This window comes from Streptomyces sp. NBC_00620, assembly GCF_026341825.1.
Taxonomy (GTDB): domain Bacteria; phylum Actinomycetota; class Actinomycetes; order Streptomycetales; family Streptomycetaceae; genus Streptomyces.
Genome location: NZ_JAPENY010000001.1, coordinates 881,347 through 901,097, shown reverse-complemented (window position 1 = coordinate 901,097; position 19,751 = coordinate 881,347). Strand labels below are relative to the sequence as shown.

20 protein-coding genes are annotated in these 19,751 nt (G+C 70.0%); 13 read left to right on the top strand and 7 right to left on the bottom strand.

What is annotated here, in order from left to right:
• Window positions 1-7: 7 nt before the first annotated feature.
• The 4 genes from OG246_RS03955 (at window position 8) to OG246_RS03940 (ending at window position 3,285) form a co-directional block, all read left to right on the top strand.
• A complete protein-coding gene (locus OG246_RS03955) occupies window positions 8-856 on the top strand; it encodes a hypothetical protein (protein ID WP_266455870.1) in 849 nt (282 codons plus the stop codon).
• Between the two features lie 59 nt (window positions 857-915).
• Window positions 916-1,494, top strand: a complete 579-nt coding sequence (locus tag OG246_RS03950) for a Uma2 family endonuclease (RefSeq protein WP_266455867.1) — start codon at window positions 916-918, stop codon at window positions 1,492-1,494.
• A 117-nt stretch (window positions 1,495-1,611) separates the two neighbouring features.
• Window positions 1,612-1,968: a YciI family protein gene (locus tag OG246_RS03945; RefSeq protein ID WP_266455864.1), complete on the top strand. Its 357-nt coding sequence runs from the start codon at window positions 1,612-1,614 to the stop codon at window positions 1,966-1,968.
• Window positions 1,969-2,013: 45 nt separating this feature from the next.
• Window positions 2,014-3,285 (top strand): RNA polymerase sigma factor, encoded by a 1,272-nt coding sequence (locus tag OG246_RS03940; RefSeq protein WP_266455861.1) that lies wholly within the window; start codon window positions 2,014-2,016, stop codon window positions 3,283-3,285.
• A 28-nt stretch (window positions 3,286-3,313) separates the two neighbouring features.
• On the opposite strand, the gene OG246_RS03935 is transcribed toward OG246_RS03940, so the two are convergent.
• Window positions 3,314-4,513, bottom strand: a complete 1,200-nt coding sequence (locus OG246_RS03935; RefSeq protein ID WP_266455859.1) for an SAM-dependent methyltransferase — start codon at window positions 4,511-4,513, stop codon at window positions 3,314-3,316.
• Window positions 4,514-4,603: 90 nt separating this feature from the next.
• Between OG246_RS03935 and OG246_RS03930 the strand changes: the two genes are divergently transcribed.
• The 4 genes from OG246_RS03930 to groL all read left to right on the top strand — a co-directional run bounded on the left by OG246_RS03930 (window position 4,604) and on the right by groL (window position 8,608).
• Window positions 4,604-5,539, top strand: coding sequence for a polysaccharide deacetylase family protein (locus OG246_RS03930; RefSeq protein WP_266455856.1), 936 nt, complete (start codon window positions 4,604-4,606; stop codon window positions 5,537-5,539).
• The gene (locus OG246_RS03925; protein WP_266455853.1) at window positions 5,536-6,312 is read left to right on the top strand and encodes a polysaccharide deacetylase family protein; all 777 of its coding nucleotides are present in this window, start codon (window positions 5,536-5,538) and stop codon (window positions 6,310-6,312) included. The genes OG246_RS03930 and OG246_RS03925 overlap by 4 nt, the downstream gene beginning before the upstream one ends.
• A 225-nt stretch (window positions 6,313-6,537) precedes the next feature.
• On the top strand, window positions 6,538-6,846 hold the full coding sequence (gene groES / locus OG246_RS03920; protein ID WP_266455850.1) for a co-chaperone GroES: 309 nt from the start codon (window positions 6,538-6,540) through the stop codon (window positions 6,844-6,846).
• A 133-nt stretch (window positions 6,847-6,979) separates the two neighbouring features.
• Complete coding sequence (groL, locus tag OG246_RS03915; protein ID WP_266455847.1) at window positions 6,980-8,608, top strand: chaperonin GroEL; 1,629 nt, start codon at window positions 6,980-6,982, stop codon at window positions 8,606-8,608.
• Window positions 8,609-8,719: 111 nt separating this feature from the next.
• On the opposite strand, the gene OG246_RS03910 is transcribed toward groL, so the two are convergent.
• The 3 genes from OG246_RS03910 to OG246_RS03900 form a co-directional block, all read right to left on the bottom strand.
• On the bottom strand, window positions 8,720-9,427 hold the full coding sequence (locus OG246_RS03910) for an ester cyclase (protein ID WP_266455844.1): 708 nt from the start codon (window positions 9,425-9,427) through the stop codon (window positions 8,720-8,722).
• 77 nt (window positions 9,428-9,504) lie between these two features.
• The gene (locus tag OG246_RS03905) at window positions 9,505-10,278 is read right to left on the bottom strand and encodes an SDR family oxidoreductase (protein ID WP_266455841.1); all 774 of its coding nucleotides are present in this window, start codon (window positions 10,276-10,278) and stop codon (window positions 9,505-9,507) included.
• Window positions 10,279-10,385: 107 nt separating this feature from the next.
• A complete protein-coding gene (locus tag OG246_RS03900) occupies window positions 10,386-11,054 on the bottom strand; it encodes an MOSC domain-containing protein (protein ID WP_266455838.1) in 669 nt (222 codons plus the stop codon).
• Window positions 11,055-11,134: 80 nt separating this feature from the next.
• Between OG246_RS03900 and OG246_RS03895 the strand changes: the two genes are divergently transcribed.
• The gene (locus OG246_RS03895; RefSeq protein WP_266455835.1) at window positions 11,135-12,031 is read left to right on the top strand and encodes a LysR family transcriptional regulator; all 897 of its coding nucleotides are present in this window, start codon (window positions 11,135-11,137) and stop codon (window positions 12,029-12,031) included.
• A gap of 92 nt (window positions 12,032-12,123) precedes the next feature.
• On the opposite strand, the gene OG246_RS03890 is transcribed toward OG246_RS03895, so the two are convergent.
• Window positions 12,124-12,453 carry a WhiB family transcriptional regulator gene (locus OG246_RS03890; RefSeq protein WP_266455834.1) on the bottom strand — a complete coding sequence of 110 codons (330 nt, stop codon included), beginning with the start codon at window positions 12,451-12,453 and terminating at the stop codon, window positions 12,124-12,126.
• A 390-nt stretch (window positions 12,454-12,843) separates the two neighbouring features.
• Here OG246_RS03890 and OG246_RS03885 point away from each other — a divergent pair, with 390 nt between their 5' ends.
• From OG246_RS03885 to OG246_RS03870, 4 genes are all read left to right on the top strand, one after another.
• Window positions 12,844-13,455 carry a response regulator transcription factor gene (locus tag OG246_RS03885; protein WP_003948568.1) on the top strand — a complete coding sequence of 204 codons (612 nt, stop codon included), beginning with the start codon at window positions 12,844-12,846 and terminating at the stop codon, window positions 13,453-13,455.
• A 268-nt stretch (window positions 13,456-13,723) separates the two neighbouring features.
• On the top strand, window positions 13,724-14,299 hold the full coding sequence (locus OG246_RS03880; RefSeq protein ID WP_266455832.1) for a sigma-70 family RNA polymerase sigma factor: 576 nt from the start codon (window positions 13,724-13,726) through the stop codon (window positions 14,297-14,299).
• 606 nt (window positions 14,300-14,905) lie between these two features.
• Window positions 14,906-16,411 (top strand): IMP dehydrogenase, encoded by a 1,506-nt coding sequence (guaB, locus tag OG246_RS03875; RefSeq protein WP_266455829.1) that lies wholly within the window; start codon window positions 14,906-14,908, stop codon window positions 16,409-16,411.
• A 152-nt stretch (window positions 16,412-16,563) separates the two neighbouring features.
• Entirely contained in the window at window positions 16,564-17,688 is a 1,125-nt protein-coding gene (locus OG246_RS03870; RefSeq protein WP_266455826.1) for a GuaB3 family IMP dehydrogenase-related protein, read from the top strand.
• Between the two features lie 117 nt (window positions 17,689-17,805).
• Here the strand turns inward: OG246_RS03870 and OG246_RS03865 are convergent, their stop codons facing one another.
• Both OG246_RS03865 and OG246_RS03860 read right to left on the bottom strand, forming a co-directional pair.
• Complete coding sequence (locus tag OG246_RS03865) at window positions 17,806-18,405, bottom strand: hypothetical protein (RefSeq protein WP_266455823.1); 600 nt, start codon at window positions 18,403-18,405, stop codon at window positions 17,806-17,808.
• Window positions 18,406-18,536: 131 nt separating this feature from the next.
• A complete protein-coding gene (locus tag OG246_RS03860) occupies window positions 18,537-19,745 on the bottom strand; it encodes a nucleotide sugar dehydrogenase (RefSeq protein WP_266455820.1) in 1,209 nt (402 codons plus the stop codon).
• Window positions 19,746-19,751 lie beyond the last annotated feature (6 nt).

Below are 19,751 nucleotides of genomic sequence, written 5' to 3'. Positions count from 1 at the left end.
TCGATCCATGGCTACCGCCCAGCTTAGTGCTGCCCCGCGCCCGTCCGCTCACCCCAAGGCCAATCCCGGGTACGGAAAAAAGTCGGCGCCCGACCAAGAGCCCCGTACCGGCCGGGACTTCGCACATCTGCCCGTCCGCGAGGCATCGATCGCCGGGTATCTCGACCGGCTCGACGACGAGGCGGACATCTCCATCAAGACGCTGGCCAAGCATCTCTCGTACGGCCAGTGCGCCATCGGCACCGCCCTCAACAACCTCTCCGTGGCAGGCCATCTGCGCCGGGTACGCCGTCCTGTCACCGTCGACGGCTGCCCCCGCTGGGTGTGGCACACCTTCTTCTCGCGTACCGCGCGTGATGACGCCTGGTGGGACGCCTTCCTCGCCGGCGAGGCACCGGTCACCGCGCCCTCGCCGCAAGCGGCGCGCTCGGCCGCGTACGGCGTGCTGGCCCGGCTCGGGCGGATCGACGCGCGCCTCACGCTCTCGGCTGGGGAGTGCGGGGCGTTGGAGGAGCAGGCTGCCGAGTGGTTCGCGCGGGGCGCGGGTGAGGCGCAGCTCGTCGCGGCGGTGACGGCGGGGCTCCCGGAGCGGGTGGCACACGCGCACGGTTTCGTACGGGCTCGGCTGCTCGCCAAGCTGCCACCCGAGCCGCAGCCTCCGTCGTGTGCCCGCTACGAGGTGGTCTGCACGGCGTGCGGCGAGCCGGGCGGGGACGGCGGGCTGTCGGGCGGGTTGTGCGGGGGCTGCTGGGGAGGGCGGCCCGCCCTCCCGGCGGACCGGGTTCACGCCCATGCGGGGCGGCTGCGGGCTGCCCTGCGCACTGGGACACGTACAGAGAAAGGAGCAGGCGCGTGACGACCTTGCAGCACGGTCCGCCCGTAGCCGGGGCAGGATGGAGGGGAGGAGGCGACGCCATGACCCCCAGTACGTCCGACCACCCCCAGATGGGCATCGAGGATTTCGAAGAGCTTGCCCTCCTTGCGCACGAGACGGCGCGCCTGGAGTTCTTGAACGGGAAGATCGGGGTCAAAGCCGTGCCGGACGGGAATCACGGCGAGATGGTCGCCTGGCTTCTCAGGCGGTGCATGCAGCATCGCCCTGAGCTGTTCCTCTATCCGGAACAGGGCCTCAAGGTCGAGGCGTACCGCCAGGGGCGAGCCCGGCCTGACGGTGCACTGGTACCCGAGGAGTACTTCGCCGGAAAGGGTGAGTGGGCGGAGCCCGACGGTGTCCTGATGGTTGTCGAGGTCACGTCCCCCGACAGCGATGCCACCCGGCGGGACCGGATCGAGAAGCCAGAGGCCTACGCGGCCACGAGCATCCCCGTCTACCTGTTGATCGACAGGGAAGCTGCGGCTGTCACCGTGTATTCGGATCCGGAGGACGGCAAATACCGCTCATGTACCGCTCGGCCTTTCGGCGCCGTGATCGAGCTGCCCGATCCCGTCGGGATCACGCTGGACACCGAGAAGCTGAAGGACTTCGCCGACTGAAGTTGTCCCGGAGGAAACGTCGAAGAATTCCGGCGACGGTGTCGAGACAGACGTCTCCCGTTCGACGCAAGGGTGAGAGGCGGGAACAAGCCCCGTCTCCGTACCGAAGGAGTCACCATGCCGCGCTACCTGTCGATGGTCCAGATCGACGAGGCCAACGCGCCCGCCGAGGGCCCCAGCCCCGAACTGATGCAGCGGATGGGTGAGCTGATCGAGGAGATGACCAAGGCGGGCGTGATGCTGGACACCGCCGGGCTCACCCCCACCTCGCAGGGCACCCGCGTCCGCTGGGAGAAGGGCGAACTGACCGTCACCGACGGCCCGTTCACCGAGTCCAAGGAGGTCGTCGGCGGCTACGCGATCATCCAGGCCAAGGACAAGGCCGAGGCGATCGAGTGGACCAAGCGCTTCCTGAAGATCCACGAGGAGCACTGGACCGTCACGTCCGAGGTGCGGGAGATCGCGGAGGGCTGAGCGGGTCCTTGGCCTGAGGGCGCCGGGGGTGTCTTATGGGGGGCTGTGACAGAGCAGCCCCCCGCCGCCGCATCGGGTGCCATCGAAACCGTCTTCCGGATCGAGTCGCCGCGCATCATCGCCGGCGTCGCCCGGATCGTACGAGACGTCGGCATCGCGGAGGAGCTGGCGCAGGACGCGCTGGTCGCAGCGCTGGAGCAGTGGCCGCGTGAGGGAGTCCCGGACAACCCGGGGGCCTGGCTCATGACCACGGCCAAGCGCCGCGCGATCGATCTCGTACGCCGCGAGGAGCGGTACGCGCGCAAGCTGGCGGAGATCGGGCGCGACGCGGACACGACCATCCCTTTCGAGGAACCCTCCGACCCGGACGACATCGACGACGACCTGCTGCGGCTCGTCTTCACCGCCTGCCACCCCGTCCTCTCCGCCGAGGCCCGCATCGCCCTCACGCTGCGGCTGCTCGGCGGCCTGACCACCCCCGAGATCGCCCGCGCCTACCTCGCCCCGGAGGCGACGATCGCCCAGCGCATCGTGCGCGCCAAGCGGAAACTGGCGACGCAGGGGGTCGCCTTCGAGGTGCCGTACGGCCCGGAGCGGGAGGCCCGTCTCGGGTCCGTACTGGAGGTCATCTACCTGATCTTCAACGAGGGGTACGCGGCCACCGAGGGCGAGGACTGGCTGCGCCCCGGGCTGTGCGAGGACGCCCTCCGACTGGCCCGAGTGCTGGCCGAGTTGATGCCGAAGGAGCCCGAAGTGCACGGGCTGGCCGCCCTGTTGGAGCTCCAGACCTCACGCGCGGCCGCCCGCACGGGCCCGTCGGGCGAGCCGGTCCTCCTCAAGGACCAGAACCGCCGCCGCTGGAACCGCATGCTGATCCGCCGGGGTTTCGCCGCCCTGGGTCGCTCGAACGCCGTCACCACCACCGGACCCGGCCCGTACGCCCTCCAGGCCGCCATCGCCGCGTGCCACGCGCAGGCGTACGCCTACGAGGACACGGACTGGGATCGGATCGCCACCCTGTACGGCCTGCTCGCGGCCCGTTCCCCGTCGCCCGTGGTCGAGTTGAACCGTGCCGTGGCCATCTCCATGGCGGAGGGCCCGGAGCCGGCCCTCGCCCTGATCGACACCCTCACCGCCGAACCCGCCCTCCGTGACTACCACTTGCTGCCCAGCGTCCGCGGGGATCTGCTCGCCCGGCTCGGGCGTACGGCGGAGGCGCGGGCGGAGTTCGAGCGGGCGATCGCGCTGACGCGCAACGAGCAGGAGAGGGACCTCCTGCGGGCGCGGGTCCGGGAGCTGGGCCCGCCGCGGTCCTGACCTGGTGGGCGGTCCTGACCCGGCGGGATCAGCCCGCCAGCGGGTGCCCCACCAGCATCGTCGGCGCCCCCGCGACCCGAGTCATGAACACCGTCGCCGAATTCGGACCCTGCGCCTTCGGTAGAACCTTCCGCCGCAACTCCTCCGGCTCGACCGCCGACCCCCGCTTCTTCACCGTCAGTACGCCGACCTGCCGCTCCCGCAGCAGCGCCTTCAACTTCTTCACGCCGAAGGGGAGTTGGTCGGTGATCTCGTAGCCGGAGGCGTACGGCGTCGGACGTGCCTCGTCCGCCGTGATGTACGCGATCGTCTCGTCGATCAGTCCGCCGTCGAGCTCCTCGGCCACCTCCGCGACCAGGTGGGCGCGAATGACGGCGCCGTCGGGCTCGTACAGATACCGCCCGACGGACCGCACCGCCGGATCCGGCAGCCCGCGCCCCCGTACCTCCCGCGGCCCCGGCAGCAGCGTGGCCCGCACAAGCCCCGGCTCGGTGCCGAACCACAGCACCGCCTCCTTCACGTCGCCGCCGTCCGAGATCCACTCGGCCTCGGCCTCGGCGGGGATCGCCTCGTGCGGGATGCCGGGAGCGATCTTCAGTGCGGCGAGCGGAGCCTTCGAAGCCGTGCCGACCGCCCAGGACAGGGGCGGTGAGTAGGCCTCCGGGTCGAAGATCCGGCCTCGGCCGCCCCGGCGCGCGGGGTCCACGAAGACGGCCTCGTACGCGGACACGTCCACCTCGGTGACATCCGCCTCGCGGACCTCGATCAGGCCGGTGAGGCCGAGCGCGTCGGCGTTCGCGCGTGCCACCGCCACCGTCAGCGGGTCCCGGTCGACGGCGAGGACCCGGATCCCGGCGCGGGCGAGCGCGATCGCGTCGCCGCCGATGCCGGAACAGAGGTCGGCGACCGAGCGGACGCCGAGGGCGCGCAGCCGCTCCGCGCGGTGCGCCGCGACCGTCGTACGGGTCGACTGCTCGACCCCGTTGGGGGTGAAGAACATCCGCTCCGCGTCCTCGGCGCCGAACTTCGCCGCCGCCCGCTGCCGCAGCCGCGCCTGCCCGAGGGCCGCCGAGACCAGCTCGGCCGGGTGCTCGCGGCGCAGCCGGGTGGCGACGGCCAGTTCGCGCGCCGGGTCGGTGCCGCGCACCTCGTCGAGCAGGGCGCGGCCCTCGGGGGTGAGCAGGGAGGCGAAGGAGGCGAGGGGGGACGGCGGATCGAGGTCGTTCACCGGGCCATTGTGGGCCAGTCGGTGGACGGCGCGCGTCCGGCCGCGGTGTCGTGGCCCCGTACGGGCCATGGCCTGGGAGGATCCGGCGCCATGCGATCAGTACGACAAAATTACAAAAACGGTATGAAGTTGACGGTTGTCCGGAGCGGCATCGCTGCGCTCACCCTCGCCGCCCTCGTGTCCGGCTGCGCCGAGAGCGCCGGCTCCAAGCCCGTGAAACCGGCGCCCGGCCGCCAGGCACCCCAAGCGCCGCAGGCGCCACCCGCCGCCCGTGCCCTCGACTCCTACGCCGCCAAGCTCCGCCGCGCGCAGGCCGCACGGGCCGCCGCGGCCAAGCGCTGGGGCCTTGCCAAGACACCGCTTACCGCGCCGCCGGCCCCCGCCAAGAAGCCGGTCATCGAGTTCCGCGACGGCTTCGAGGTCGAGGACGGCGAGGATCTGCCGCCGGTCTTCACGACCATCCCCACCAAGGACAAGGTCGTCTTCCTCACCATCGACGACGGCGCCGAGAAGGACCCCGCGTTCCTGCGGATGATGAGCGACCTGAAGATCCCGTACACCGCCTTCCTCAGCGACTACCTGGTCAAGGAGGACTACGGGTACTTCCGCAAGATGCGCGACCGTGGCGTCGTACTCAACAACCACACGCTCCACCACCCCTACCTGCCCGGGCTTTCCTACGAACGCCAGAAGCGCGAGATCTGCGGCATGCAGGACGTGATGAAGAAGCAGTTCGGCAAGCGCCCCACGCTCTTCCGGCCGCCGTTCGGCAACTACAACGAGGACACCCTGCGCGCGGCCAAGGCCTGCGGCATCAAGGCGGCCCCGCTGTGGAACGAGGAGATCTTCGTCGACCACTGGGAGTACCGCGAGTGGGACCGCGATCTGAACCCCGGCGACATCGTCCTCAGCCACTTCCGCGGCAAGGAGGACTGGAAGGGCACGATGCCCGACATGGTCCGCCGCTTCATGAAGATGGTGACCGACAAGGGGTACGCGGTGGCGCGCTTGGAGGACTACCTGTGAGGTCGCGGCCGTACGCGCTCCTTTCCGGGGCGCTCGCCGCCGTACTCCTTACGGGCTGTGCCCAGTCCGTCGACCCGATCGAACGGCTGGGCAAGAAGGCGGCGCACGAGGTGAGCAAAGCGCGCTCGCACGGGCCGACCCTGGCGACGTACCGCCGCTGGGGCCTTTCCGCGCCGCTCGTCCCCGCGCCGAAACCGTCCGCCCGGGTCACCGCGCGCACCGCGGGCCCGGGCCTCGCGCCGGTCGTGGACCGCGTGCCCACCCGCGACAAGGTGGTCTTCCTGACGTACGACGACGGTGCCGAACGGGATCCGCGGTTCGTCGACCTGGTCCGTGAACTGCGGCTGCCGGTCAGCATGTTCGTCACGGACAGCGTGGTCGGGCCGGGGTACGGACACTTCGCGCGGCTGCGGGCGGTCGGCGCGACCGTGCAGAACCACACCCTCGACCACCCCTCCCTGCGGGGCCTGCCGTACGCCGGCCAGCGCGCCGAGATCTGCGGCCAGCAGAACAAGCTCAAGGAGCGCTTCGGCATCCGCCCCCGCTTCCTGCGGCCCCCGTACGGCACGTACGACACCACCACGCTGCGGGCCGCCGCCGACTGCGGGATCGCCGCCGTCGTGCGGGGGCGGGACGCCGACGCGGGCCCCCTGCGGCCGGGCGACATCCTGTCCGGCTCCGAGCACCCGAACCTCACGGAGGCGACGGTCGAGCTGCTGCGCCAAGTCCAGGCGGAAGGGTTCACGCCGGCGCGGCTCGAGGACTACCTGTGACGTGTCCGGGGGCTGTGATTCCGCTCGGGATCCGATGGGCTCGTGAGCGCCGCGTTGGCACTCCGCTTGACCGAGTGCTAATCGCGGTCATAGTCTCGGGTCTGGCACTCCCCACTGGAGAGTGCCAATGACGACAGGTAGATCCGGCTCCCGCGACGACGGGTCCACCTGGTCGCCACCTCAGACAGTTAACCCCGTGAGATCTCCGAAGGGGGAGGTCGGATCGTGACGACCACCAGCTCCAAGGTTGCCATCAAGCCGCTCGAGGACCGCATTGTGGTCCAGCCGCTCGAAGCCGAGCAGACCACGGCCTCTGGCCTGGTCATCCCGGACACCGCGAAGGAGAAGCCCCAGGAGGGCGTCGTCCTTGCCGTGGGCCCGGGCCGTTTCGAGGACGGTAACCGTCTTCCGCTCGACGTCGCTGTCGGCGACATCGTGCTGTACAGCAAGTACGGCGGCACCGAGGTGAAGTACAACGGCGAGGAGTACCTCGTCCTCTCGGCTCGCGACGTTCTCGCGATCATCGAGAAGTAATTCACCCCGGTACCCAACCGGTTTTGTAGTGAACTGCGCCCCTGGCCCCCCGCGACCTCAAGTAGCCGGGCGTCGGGGGCGCCGTTCGTTCTCCCCAGATTTTCCAGAGTTTCGAGAGGGCTGAATCGCTCCCATGGCGAAGATCCTGAAGTTCGACGAGGACGCCCGTCGCGCCCTCGAGCGCGGCGTCAACAAGCTTGCCGACACGGTCAAGGTGACGATCGGCCCCAAGGGCCGCAACGTCGTCATCGACAAGAAGTTCGGCGCTCCCACCATCACCAACGACGGCGTCACCATCGCGCGTGAGGTCGAGCTCGACGACCCGTTCGAGAACCTCGGTGCCCAGCTGGTGAAGGAGGTGGCGACCAAGACCAACGACATCGCGGGTGACGGTACGACCACCGCCACCGTGCTCGCCCAGGCGCTCGTACGCGAGGGCCTCAAGAACGTCGCCGCCGGCGCGTCCCCCGCCCTCCTCAAGAAGGGCATCGACGCCGCCGTCAAGGCCGTGTCCGAGGAGCTCCTCGCGACCGCCCGTCCGATCGAGGACAAGGCCGACATCGCGGCCGTCGCCGGTCTGTCCGCGCAGGACAGCCAGGTCGGCGAGCTCATCGCCGAGGCGATGGACAAGGTCGGCAAGGACGGTGTCATCACCGTCGAGGAGTCCAACACCTTCGGTCTGGAGCTGGACTTCACCGAGGGCATGGCCTTCGACAAGGGCTACCTGTCGCCGTACTTCGTGACGGACCAGGAGCGCATGGAGGCCGTCCTCGAGGACCCGTACATCCTCATCCACCAGGGCAAGATCTCCTCGATCCAGGACCTGCTGCCGCTGCTCGAGAAGGTCATCCAGGCCAACGCCTCGAAGCCGCTGCTGATCATCGCCGAGGACGTCGAGGGCGAGGCCCTGTCGACCCTGGTCGTGAACAAGATCCGCGGCACCTTCAACGCCGTCGCGGTGAAGGCCCCGGGCTTCGGCGACCGCCGCAAGGCGATGCTGGGCGACCTCGCCACCCTCACCGGCGGTCAGGTCATCGCCGAGGAGGTCGGCCTCAAGCTCGACCAGATCGGTCTGGACGTGCTGGGCACCGCCCGCCGCGTCACGATCACCAAGGACGACACCGTGGTCGTCGACGGTGGCGGCGACTCCTCCGAGGTCGTCGGCCGCGTCAACCAGATCAAGGCCGAGATCGAGAACACCGACTCCGACTGGGACCGCGAGAAGCTCCAGGAGCGCCTCGCGAAGCTGGCCGGCGGCGTGTGCGTGATCAAGGTCGGCGCCGCCACCGAGGTGGAGCTCAAGGAGAAGAAGCACCGTCTGGAGGACGCCATCTCCGCGACCCGCGCCGCGGTCGAGGAGGGCATCGTCTCCGGTGGTGGCTCCGCGCTCGTCCACGCCGTCAAGATCCTTGAGGGCAACCTCGGCAAGACCGGCGACGAGGCCACGGGTGTCGCGGTCGTCCGCAAGGCCGCCGTCGAGCCGCTGCGCTGGATCGCCGAGAACTCCGGCCTGGAGGGTTACGTCATCACCTCCAAGGTCGCCGAGCTCGACAAGGGCCAGGGCTTCAACGCCGCCACCGGCGAGTACGGCGACCTGGTCAAGGCCGGCGTCATCGACCCGGTCAAGGTCACCCGTTCCGCCCTGGAGAACGCCGCCTCCATCGCCTCCCTGCTGCTCACGACCGAGACCCTGGTCGTCGAGAAGCCGGCCGAGGAAGAGGCCGAGGCCGGTCACGGCCACGGTCACGGCCACTCGCACTGAGGCACCAGCTTCCGAGGAAGCCCCCGTTCCCACAGGGAACGGGGGCTTCTCCCGTTTATCCACTACGGGCTACGGGCTACGGGTCACTGCTCCAGCGACACGGGCTACGGGTCACTGCTCCAGCGAATCCAGCGCCCCGAGCTGCGCCATCAGCCCCAGCCTGTCGTACTGCCACCAGCCCTCGGCGAGCTTGCCGTCGTCGGTGCACCGGTGGATGGTCGTGCCGGTCATGGCGACCTGCCTGCCGCTGGCCGGGATCCCCATGAAGTCGCCCTTGTGGGTGCCGTTCCAGGTCCAGCGCGTACAGACCCGGTCGCCGTCGGCGAGCTGGTCCTCGATGGTGAACGTGAAGTCGAACCCGGTCCGCCACATGTCCACCTCGCGGCGCATGGCGTCCAGGCCGATCACGTCCTGCTCGTTGGACGGATCGTGGTCGTGGTAGTTCTCCGCGACGACCTCGTCCCACGAAGGCAACTCGCCCTTGCCGGCGACCAGCCCGTAGAAATTGCGGACGTTGGTCTTGTAGAGCCACTCGTCCCGCACCACATCCAGATCCGTGAACGTCGGCATCTCGTCGCAGAGCGCCACCATCTCCCGGAAGATCTTGTCCGTCTCGGGAAGATTCGAGTTCGCCATCGCTTCCTCGTACGACGAGAACTCCACGATCTCGATGAAGTGCCTGGCGTCGGACCGGTCCTTGCCGATGACGCTGTGCGTCGCGGTCCGCTTGCCCTTGGTCTGCTCGACCCATGTGTCCATGAGCCGGTCCATCTCGTCGAATCGACCCGTCTTGCAGTCGATGAGCTGCACAAATGTCATGACGCCGCCTTCCGGCCCCCCTGGGTCCGGTCGATACCTCCATCGTCCCACTGGGACGGCGGCGCCACCCCTCTGGCCTACTGGGGCCCGTACTTCCGCCCGGTCCTGGAGGAGATACCGCCCAGCAACGACCGCGGCGCCACCTTCGCCATGCCCATCAGCACCTTGTAGCGCGGGTCGGGAATCGACAGGGTCTTGCCGCGGGACAGGTCCGTGAGCGCGGCGGCGACCAGCTTGTCGGCGTCCAGCCACATCCAGTTGGGGATGTTGTCGGTGCCCATCCCGGCGCGCTGGTGGAACTCGGTGCGCACGAAACCGGGGCACAGCGCCATCAGCCGTACGCCGCTGCCTGCCAGGTCCTTCGCCGCCCCCTGCGAGAACTGCACGACCCACGCCTTGGACGCCCCGTACGTCCCCCGCGGCAGGAACGCGGCCACCGACGCGACGTTGACGACCCCGCCACGGCCGCGCTCGCGCATGCCCTCGGTCGCCGCGGAGGTCAGCCGGAGGACCGCCTCGCAGTGCACCTTGAGCATCTTCAGCTCGTCGGCGATCGACACGTCGAGATACCGGCCCTTGTTGCCGAAACCGGCGTTGTTGACCAGCAGATCGACCGGGTTCTTGCGGTCGCTCAAGCGCTCGGCCACCGCTTCGATGCCGTCGTCCGTGGCCAGATCCGCCGTCAGCACCTCCGCCTCGATCCCGTGCCGGTCGTGCAGCTCGGTCGCCTGCTCGCCCAGCCGCTTGGTGTCACGCGCCACCAGCACGAGGTTGTGCCCGTCAGCCGCCAGACGCCGCGCGAAGGCGGCGCCGATCCCCGCGGTCGATCCCGTAATCAGAGCCGTTGTCATGGCCCAAGGTTAGTGACCTGACCTGTGGTCCGGCGCCCCGCGCCCCCAACGTCTGCGCGCCCCACATCACTTCTGCGCGGGGCGCGCGACTGCCTGCGTAACCCCTGCTAAGCGCCGGGCGTCGCCACGTATTTCTCGGCGATCGCCCGGGATTCCGGATGCAGCGCCTCGCCCGCGTCCAACAGCCTTGGCAGCAGCCCCCGTTCGGTCGTGATCGCACGGAACTGGAGGGCGACCGTGACGTCGTGGTCCGGCCTGTGCACGATCTCGATCGGGTCGCCGGAGCGGATCTCGCCGGGCTCGACGACACGCAGATACGCGCCGGGCGCCCCCTTCTGGGTGAAGCGCTTCACCCAGCCCTTCTCACCGACGTGTTCCTGGAAGGTCCGGCAGGGGATGCGCCCGCAGGTGACCTCGAGGACCACCTCGGGCCCGATCCGCCAGCGCTCGCCGATCAGCGCCCCGGACACGTCGACCCCCAGTGTCGTGAGGTTCTCGCCGAAGGAGCCGGCGGGCAGCGTCCGGCCCAGCTCGCGTTCCCAGTCGTCGAGATCCTCGCGCGCGACCGCGTACACGGCCTGGTGTTCCCCGCCGTGGTGCCGCTTGTGGCACACGTCGTCCCCGGCGAGGCCGCTCCCGCCGGTCCCCTTGGGCCCGGGCGCCGCGACCCGCACCGGCCCCGGCACCGGCTGTTTGTCGATGCCGGTGACCCCGTCCGGCTGGTCCGTGTAGTCGACGGCCCGCGCCCGGCCCAGATTCAGCGAGAGAAGCTTCATGACGAGAACGCTAGGCGATGGGAGCCAAAGCGTCGACGCAATATTCGCTTCCGTACCCAAGGCACCCTTATGCTCGGAAAATGATCGAGGCCCGCCATCTCCGCGTACTGCGTGCCGTCGCCGCCTCCGGCTCCTTCTCGGCGGCCGGGCGCGAACTGGGCTGCACCCAGCCCGCCGTCAGCCAGCAGATGAAGGCGCTCGAAGCGTCCGTCGGCACGCCGCTGCTGGTCCGCACAGGACGCGAGATGCGCCTGACGCAGGCGGGCGACGCGCTGGTCCGGCACGCGGCCGGCATCATCGCGGGACTGACGGCCGCCGAGGAGGAGGTCGCCGCCATCGCGGGCCTGCGCGCCGGCCGCGTACGGCTCGTCTCCTTCCCCAGCGGCAGTTCCACGCTCGTCCCCACGGCCCTCGCCGCCCTGCGCGCAGCGCACCCCGGCACCCGGGTCTCCCTCGAGGAGGCCGAGCCGCCGCGCTCAGTGGAGATGCTCCGCGAGGGCGACTGCGACATCGCGCTCGCGTTCCGGTACGAGGGGGCGGCGGGCGTCGAGGAGTGGGACGACCTGGTCGTACGCCCCCTGCTCCTGGACCGGCTCGTCGGGCTCGTCCCCGAGAGCCACCGCCTCGCCGGGGCCGAGTCGGTCGCGATCGGCGAACTCGCCGGAGACCCATGGATCGCGGGCTGCCCGCGCTGCCGCCGACAACTGGTCGAGGTCTGCCGCGGCGCGGGCTTCGAGCCCCGTATCGACTTCGCCACCGACGACTACCCGGCCGTGGTCGGCCTGGTGGGCGCCGGTCTGGGGGTTGCGGTCCTTCCGGAACTCGCGATCGAGTCCGTACGGCCGAAGGGGGCACGCACGGTGCGGGTGGAGCCCCCGGTGCGGCGGGAGATCGTCGCGCTCACACTGCCCGATCTCGCCCAGGTGCCCGCGGTGGCGGCGACGCTCGACCGGCTGGCGCGGGCCGCGCAGCGGTAGTCCCGGCGCCGGTAGGACGCGGGCACATACCGGGCGCGGCATCAGAAAAGTAGGGGCACGCGTGCGCGTGCCCGGTCAGCAGAAACGTTCCTTCAGTTGTTCGAAGCGGGACTGCTTCCAGTGGCCGACGCCGAGACCAGCCGGTTGCGTGCCCGTCCCATGAGCTCTTCTCGCTCGTCCTCGGTCAACCCGCCCCACACGCCGTACGGCTCGCGCACCGCCAGCGCGTGTGCCGCGCACTCCGCGCGTACCGGGCATCGCATGCAGACCTCTTTGGCCGAGTTCTCGCGAGCGCTCCGTGCCGCACCTCGCTCGCCCTCCGGGTGGAAGAAGAGCGAGCTGTCGACCCCGCGGCAAGCCGCGAGGAGCTGCCAGTCCCAGAGGTCCGCGTTCGGACCGGGAAGGCGGGAGAAATCTGCCATTGCGTGTCCCCTTGTTGCCGTTCTGGGCTGCTATGTGCCCACCGACCGTACATCTACGATCTAAGGAGATGAAAATATGACTCATTGCGAATCTAGCCACAGACACCAGCAAAAGGGAAGAAATCGGGCTAAATGGGGCATGGGTTGTGATGAAAGGTTGTGGGTCCGCCCCGCATGTCTGCACCGTGTCCGCACCCTCACGTACAGTGCCGAAGACGACCGGCTGCCCCGTAACTCTTTCGAGTGACCATCGTTGGAAGTGCCGAGGCGGTTGAAGGAACAAGCGCTCGGGCAGACGGCAGTTTCCGTCGGCGAGTGTCGACCGCACAGATGACGATTCGTACCAGCCTGGAGGCTCAAGGTGACGCGCATCAGCTGCGGAGGACGGCCATGACATCCGTCCTCGTCTGCGACGACTCCCCGCTTGCCCGAGAGGCGCTCCGTCGTGCGGTGGCGACAGTGCCCGGCGTCGAGCGTGTGACGACGGCGGCCAACGGCGAGGAAGTACTCCGCCGCTGGGGTGCCGACCGTTCGGACCTGATTCTGATGGACGTACGCATGCCCGGTCTGGGCGGCGTCGAGACTGTTCGGCGGCTGTTGTCCGCCGACCCCGGTGCGCGCATCATCATGCTCACCGTCGCCGAGGACCTGGACGGCGTGGCGCTCGCCGTCGCCGCCGGTGCCCGCGGCTATCTGCACAAGGACGCCTCGCGTGCCGAACTGCGCGCGACGGTGACCCAGGCGCTGGCCGACCCCACCTGGCGGCTCGCCCCGCGCAGACTGCGGTCGGCCGAGATGGGCGCCGCGCCCACGCTCACCGCGCGGGAGATCCAGGTCCTGGAGGGCATGAGCCACGGCCGCTCCAACGCGGAGATCGGCCGTGAGCTGTTCCTCTCCGAGGACACCGTCAAGACGCACGCCCGGCGGCTCTTCAAGAAGCTCGGCGCCTCGGACCGCGCGCACGCTGTGGCGCTCGGCTTCCGGTGGGGCCTGGTTCGCTAAGTGAGCCGCCGTGGGGGTACAACGGCAGTAGTCCCTGCCCGCCGTGCGGCGGGCGGGGCCGGGCCCTCGGAGAGCGCCTCTTCGATGCCCGATCCCCGTTTCCCGGCGGATGCCGCATCCTTGAGGTGTGGAGTTCCTAGGGGACGATTCGGTCGAGCGGAAGGGGAGGGCGCAGGAGATGAGTTCCGGCGCACCTGCTCATAACGCTTCGGTGCACAACTATGGACGCGGTGCCACGGATCGGACGACGCCGAGGCACCATGGACCGATGCGCGACGACGAGACGACGGTGATCGGTGCGCTCGTCCATCGCGCTGTCGACGGCGACGAGCAGGCCACGCACGACCTGCTCGCTCATGTTCACCCCCTCGCGCTGCGCTACTGCCGCACCCGTCTGTCCCGGCTTCCGGGCGACGCGCGGCACTTCGTGGAGGACCTGGCGCAGGAGGTCTGCGTCGCGGTGCTCCTGGCGCTGCCGCGCTACAAGGACACCGGACGCCCCTTCGAGGCGTTCGTCTTCGCTATCGCCGGCCACAAGGTCGCTGACCTGCAGCGAGCCGCGATGCGCCATCCCGGTTCCACCGCGGTCCCCTCGGACGAGATGCCCGAGCGCCCCGACGACTCCCTCGGCCCAGAAGAGCGCGCCCTGCTCAGCAGCGACGCCGAATGGGCCAAGAAACTCCTGGCCAACCTCCCCGACAACCAACGCGAGCTGCTCCTGCTGAGGATCGCGGTGGGCCTCACGGCCGAGGAGACGGGGCAGATGTTGGGAATGTCACCAGGGGCGGTACGGGTGGCTCAGCACAGGGCGCTGAGCCGGCTGCGGGCGTTGGCGGAGCAGTAGGCGGGGGTTGTTCGGGGGCCGGGTTTTCCGGTTCTTTCCGCCGCGTCCGCCGGGGCGGAGGTAGCCGGACGGTGGTGTCTGGCGGTGCGGTGGTGTCCGGCGGTGCGGCGATATCTGGCGATATGGCGGTGCTGGACGCGGCTCGGCCGGGGCGGCGGGTTTTTCTCCGCCGCGACGGCGGGAGGCCGGATGGCGGTGTTCGGCGGTGCCGGGCGTGGCCCAGCCGGGACGGCAGTTCTTCTCCGCCGCGACGGCGGGAGGCCGTACGGCGGTGCCGGGCGCGGCTCAGCCGGGTCGGCAGGTTTTCTCTGCCGCGACGGCGGGCGGACGGCGGTGTCGAGCATGGCCCAGCCGGGACGGCGTTTTTCTCCGCCGCGACAGCAGGTAGCTGCACGGCGAAGACCGGCCCCGCGCCGGGCGGGCCGGGTCAGCGGAGGCCGGGTTCGGGCCCAGGGCTGGGCTTCCGGCGCCGTGGATGAACGGCGACGCCACCCGCCCCGTACGAAAGTACGAAGCCCCAGGCCAACCCAAGCCATGGAATGAGAGACCCTTGCTTCCCGTTAGCATGGACATCCGCACCGATCAAGGCCATTTGGGGAAGGTGTCATGACTGCCAACGTCGACGGAGTGCCCGCTAAATTCGCGACACTCGGGCTGACCTACGACGACGTGCTGTTGCTGCCGGGCGCTTCGGAAGTGCTGCCCAACGCGGTCGACACCTCGTCCCGCATCTCGCGCAACGTGCGTGTGAACATCCCGCTGCTCTCCGCCGCGATGGACAAGGTGACCGAGTCGCGCATGGCGATCGCCATGGCCCGGCAGGGCGGCGTCGGCGTGCTGCACCGCAACCTGTCCATCGAGGACCAGGTCAACCAGGTCGACCTCGTGAAGCGTTCCGAGTCCGGCATGGTCACCGACCCCATCACGGTGCACCCGGACGCGACGCTGGGCGAGGCCGACGCGCTGTGCGCCAAGTTCCGCATCAGCGGTGTCCCCGTCACCGACGGCAACGGCAAGCTGCTCGGCATCGTCACCAACCGCGACATGGCCTTCGAGACCGACCGCTCGCGCCAGGTGCGCGAGGTCATGACCCCGATGCCCCTGGTCACCGGCAAGGTCGGCATCTCGGGCAACGACGCCATGCAGCTGCTGCGCCGCCACAAGATCGAGAAGCTTCCGCTGGTCGACGACGCGGGTGTCCTCAAGGGCCTCATCACGGTCAAGGACTTCGTGAAGGCCGAGAAGTACCCGAACGCCGCGAAGGACGCCGAGGGCCGCCTCCTGGTGGGTGCCGCCGTCGGAGCCAGCCCCGAGGCGCTGGAGCGCGCGCAGGCGCTGGCCGAGGCCGGCGTGGACTTCCTGATCGTCGACACCTCGCACGGGCACAACAGCAACGCCCTCAACTGGATGGCGAAGATCAAGTCGAGCGTCGGCGTCGACGTGATCGGCGGCAACGTAGCCACCCGTGACGGCGCCCAGGCCCTGATCGATGCCGGTGTCGACGGCGTCAAGGTGGGCGTGGGCCCCGGCTCGATCTGTACCACCCGTGTGGTCGCCGGCATCGGCGTCCCGCAGGTCACCGCCATCTACGAGGCAGCTCTCGCGGGCCGCGCCGCAGGTGTCCCGGTGATCGGCGACGGCGGTCTGCAGTACTCCGGAGACATCGGCAAGGCCCTCGCGGCCGGCGCCGACACGGTGATGCTCGGCAGCCTCCTCGCGGGCTGCGAGGAGTCGCCCGGCGAGCTGCAGTTCATCAACGGCAAGCAGTTCAAGTCCTACCGCGGCATGGGCTCCCTCGGTGCGATGCAGTCGCGCGGCCAGGGCAGGTCGTACTCGAAGGACCGCTACTTCCAGGCAGAGGTGGCCTCCGACGACAAGCTCGTCCCCGAGGGCATCGAGGGCCAGGTGCCCTACCGCGGCCCGCTGGCCAACGTGCTGCACCAGCTCGTCGGCGGCCTGCGCCAGACCATGGGCTACGTGGGCGCCGCCTCCATCGACGAGATGGAGACCAAGGGCCGCTTCGTACGGATCACCTCGGCGGGCCTCAAGGAGAGCCACCCGCACGACATCCAGATGACGGTCGAGGCGCCGAACTACAGCCGTAGCCAGTAGCCGCAGCGAGTAGCCGTACCAGTAGTCGTCACCACAGCCGTAGCCAGTAGCCGTACGGCTTGAGGGCGGTCCCGGGGGTTCCCGGGGCCGCCCTTGTCGTGGGCGTCGGCGATACTGGGAGACGCAGAAGCGAAGAGGGAAAGGCCACACACGTGACTGAGATCGAGATCGGGCGCGGCAAGCGCGGCCGCCGGGCGTACGCCTTCGACGACATCGCCGTCGTCCCGAGCCGCCGTACCCGGGACCCGAAGGAGGTCTCGATCGCCTGGCAGATCGACGCCTACCGCTTCGAGCTGCCCTTCCTGGCCGCCCCGATGGACTCGGTCGTCTCCCCGGCCACCGCGATCCGCATCGGTGAGCTGGGCGGCCTGGGCGTGCTCAACCTTGAGGGCTTGTGGACGCGGTACGACGACCCGCAGCCGCTGCTCGACGAGATCGCGGAGCTTGACGCGGACACCGCGACCCGTCGCCTCCAGGAGATCTACGCGGCTCCCATCAGGGAGGAGCTGATCGGGCAGCGCATCAAGGAGGTGCGCGACTCGGGCGTCGTCACCGCCGCCGCCCTGTCCCCGCAGCGCACGGCGCAGTTCTCCAAGGCCGTCGTGGACGCGGGCGTGGACATCTTCGTCATCCGCGGTACGACGGTGTCGGCGGAGCACGTCTCCGGTGCCGCCGAGCCGCTCAACCTGAAGCAGTTCATCTACGAACTGGACGTCCCGGTGATCGTCGGCGGCTGCGCCACGTACACCGCGGCCCTGCACCTGATGCGCACGGGCGCGGCCGGTGTCCTCGTCGGCTTCGGCGGCGGCGCCGCGCACACCACGCGCAATGTGCTGGGCATCCAGGTCCCGATGGCGACCGCGGTCGCCGACGTCGCGGCCGCGCGCCGTGACTACATGGACGAGTCCGGCGGCCGGTACGTGCACGTGATCGCCGACGGCGGTGTCGGCTGGTCCGGCGACCTCCCCAAGGCCATCGCCTGCGGCGCCGACTCCGTGATGATGGGCTCTCCGCTGGCCCGTGCCACCGACGCGCCCGGCAAGGGCCACCACTGGGGCATGGAGGCCGTCAACGAGGAGCTGCCGCGCGGCAAGAAGGTCGACCTCGGCACGGTGGGCACCATCGAGGAGATCCTCGCGGGCCCCTCGCACATCCCGGACGGCTCGATGAACTTCTTCGGGGCCCTGCGCCGCGCCATGGCCACCACCGGCTACAGCGAGCTGAAGGAGTTCCAGCGCGTCGAGGTGACGGTGGCGGACTCGCAGCACAAGCGGTAGGCAGTACGAACGGCTCGTACGACAGCTCGTACGACGCGAAGGGGCCCGGTCACCTGGTGGTGACGCGGGCCCCTTCGCCGTACGTGAACCGGTGCGTGAACCGCTGCGCGAACCGGGTTACGCGGCGGCCTTCTTGGCGCCCGAGAAGGCGGCGAAGGCGCCGATCCCGAAGAACAGGTAGGTCATGAAGTCGGCCGATTCCTTCCAGGCCGAGGTGACCAGGTCGAAGTGGTCGGTGAGGAGCGTGGTCGCGGAGATGCCGGACTCGTCGGCACCGATCATCGCGACACCGATGATCTGGCCCGCGTAGATGGCGCCCAGGGCGAGGGCGGCGCTCAGGACCGGCAGTACGGGGTTGCTGCCGCCGATCTTGCCCGCGGCGAGGCCTGTGAGGAAGCCGACGCCGACCGCGGCGTAGCCGATCTCGTACCCCGAGGCACCGATGATGGCGCCGTAGATGCCGGCGGTCACCAGGGCCGCGACAACGGCGGCCACGATGCCGAGGGCGAGGTTGCCCTGGCGCGGGGCGGGCGGCGCCGGGGCGAAGCCGGGCTGCTGGCCGCCCGCGAACGGGTTGCCGCCGGTGGGCTGCTGCTGACCCGCGAACGGGTTGCCGTCCGAGGGCTGCTGGCCGGCGTAGGGGTTGCCGGCGACGGGCTGCTGAGCGGCGTACGGGTTGCCCTCGGTGGGCTGGGAAGGCGGCGTGGGCTGGCTCATGGTGGATATCCCCCGAATTTGGTGTGGGTGGTGGACGCACTGATGTGCGTGGGGCGCGGGCGCACTCGTGTGCGACAACGGCCCCGGACACTAGCAGTCACCACTGACATACGGGAGAGGGATTTCCGGGGTCAGAGCCGGTGGGCCGCTCCGGTGGGGGTTGCTCCCCTTGTGTCCAGGAGGAGTTGGGCCTTCACGGACAGTCCTTGGAGGTCGTACGTGCGGTGCTGCTGGAGCAGGATCGTGAGGTCGGCGTCGGCCGCGGCCTCGTAGAGGGAGTCCGCGCGCGGGACGGGGCGGCCGAGTACGCGCCAGGCCGGGACGAGCGGGTCGTGGTAGCTGACGGACGCGCCGAGTTCCATCAAGCGCAGGGCGATCTCGTGGGCGGGGGTGCCCTGTTGGTCGGCGAGGTCCGCCTTGTAGGTGACGCCCAGGAGGAGCACGCGCGCGGCGCGGGCCGATTTGCCGTGCTCGTTGAGGAGCGTGGCGGCGCGCTGGATGACGTACTGGGGCATGTGGTTGTTGACCTGCTGGGCCAGTTCGACCATCCGGAGGGTGCGTCCGGAGTGGCCTGTCAGGTCCTGGGCGATTCCGTGGCCGCCGACTCCGGGGCCCGGCCGGAACGCCTGGAAGCCGAACGGCTTGGTCTCGGCGCAGCGGATGACGTCCCACAGGTCGACGCCCAGGTCGTGGCAGAGCACGGCCATCTCGTTGACGAGGGCGATGTTGACGTGCCGGAAGTTGGTCTCCAGGAGCTGCACGGTTTCCGCTTCGCGTGTTCCACGCGCGCGTACGACCTTGTCGGTGAGGCGCCCGTAGAAGGCGGCGGCCGACTCGGTGCAGGCCGGCGTCAGGCCGCCGATGACCTTCGGGGTGTTGGCGGGGCCGAAGTCGCGGTTGCCGGGGTCGACCCTGCTGGGGGAGTAGGCGAGGTGGAAATCGCGTCCCGCGCGCAGTCCGGAGCCCTCTTCGAGGAGCGGGCGGAGGAACTCCTCCGTGGTGCCGGGGCGTACGGGTGACTCGAGGATCACGGTGGTGTGCGGGCGCAGCTGTGCGGCCAGGGTGCGGGCGGCCGCCTCCAGCTGGCTCAGGTCCAGTGCGCCGTCCGCGCCGCGCGAGGTCGGGGCGCAGATGACCGCGGTGCGGACGCGGCCGAGTTCCGCCGGGTCGGTGGCGGGCCGGAAGCCCCCCGAGAGCATCCGGCGCAGTTCGGCGGGGCTGAGGGAGCCGCCTTCCGGGCCGGTTTTGTAGCCGAGTGTGGGGATGCCGGCCGCGACGGCGGCCTGGGCGAGGGGCAGGCCGTGATGACCGAGTCCGATGACGGCGAGGTCTGCGGGCATGGAGTG